General features: G+C 60.4%; 1 protein-coding gene. It reads left to right on the top strand.

What is annotated here, in order from left to right; genetic code table 11:
* Window positions 1–18: 18 nt before the first annotated feature.
* Window positions 19–909, top strand: an 891-nt coding sequence (locus NKH90_RS34610) for a calcium-binding protein (protein WP_352823812.1), incomplete at its 3' end; no start/stop codon positions are given.

The following is a 909-nucleotide window of genomic DNA, read 5'->3' as shown; positions in this document are numbered from 1 at the left end:
GACACGGTCGACTACGACATGATCGACCGAGCCGTGGCTGCAGCGGTGAAGTCGGGCATCCCGATCAGCAACATCGTTCCGGTCTATCAGGCCTTCGGCGGCGGTAACTGGGAGACTTCCGACGGCGGCAGACAGGTCATGCCCACCGCCGAACAGATGCAAATCATGATCGATCATTGGGCCAAGCTGGTTCCGTCACCTGCCTTCGACTACACCTACAAATGGGGAACGCAGAACGGCGACACCGCATTAGAGAGCTCTCCGGAACTACAAGCCGTTTTCCGGGAGCACAACCTCGCAACGACTGGGACCGAACCGCCTCCCGTCGACACAAGCGACACCTTGTATGGCACCAGCGGCGACGATGTGTTTCACGGCGCCGGCGGCCACACGATGATCGGCTATGGCGGCAATGACACCTATTATGTCGATGACATCCGCGACAAGGAGATCGAGGCTGCGGGCGGCGGTACCGACAAAGCATTCGCCTCCGTAAGTCATGCGCTTGCGGCTGGATCGGAAATCGAACTTCTCGCCACCAACAGCCCGTCCGGCACCACGGCGATCAACCTGACCGGCAATGCGTTCGCCCAGACTATCCAGGGCAATGCCGGTGCCAATGTCATCAACGGCGCCGGTGGCGGCGACACCATGACCGGCTATGGCGGCAACGACACCTATTATGTCGACAATGCCGGTGACAGAGTGTTCGAGGCGGTGGGTGGCGGTACAGACAGGGTGGTCACTTCGGTGAGGCATGCGCTTGCGGTAGGCTCGGAGATTGAGCTCCTTGCCACCACGAACCCCTCAGGCACGACGGCCATCAATCTGATCGGTAACGAGTTCAGCCAGACTATCCAGGGCAATGCCGGCGACAACATCATTAAAGGCGGCGGTGGCGCCGATACG

Origin of the sequence: Mesorhizobium sp. M0898, from assembly GCF_040319695.1 — a bacterium.
In the GTDB taxonomy this organism is placed as follows: Bacteria; Pseudomonadota; Alphaproteobacteria; order Rhizobiales; family Rhizobiaceae; genus Mesorhizobium.
The sequence above is the reverse complement of the archived record's forward strand: the minus strand, read 5'-3'. Positions and strand labels throughout refer to the sequence as shown.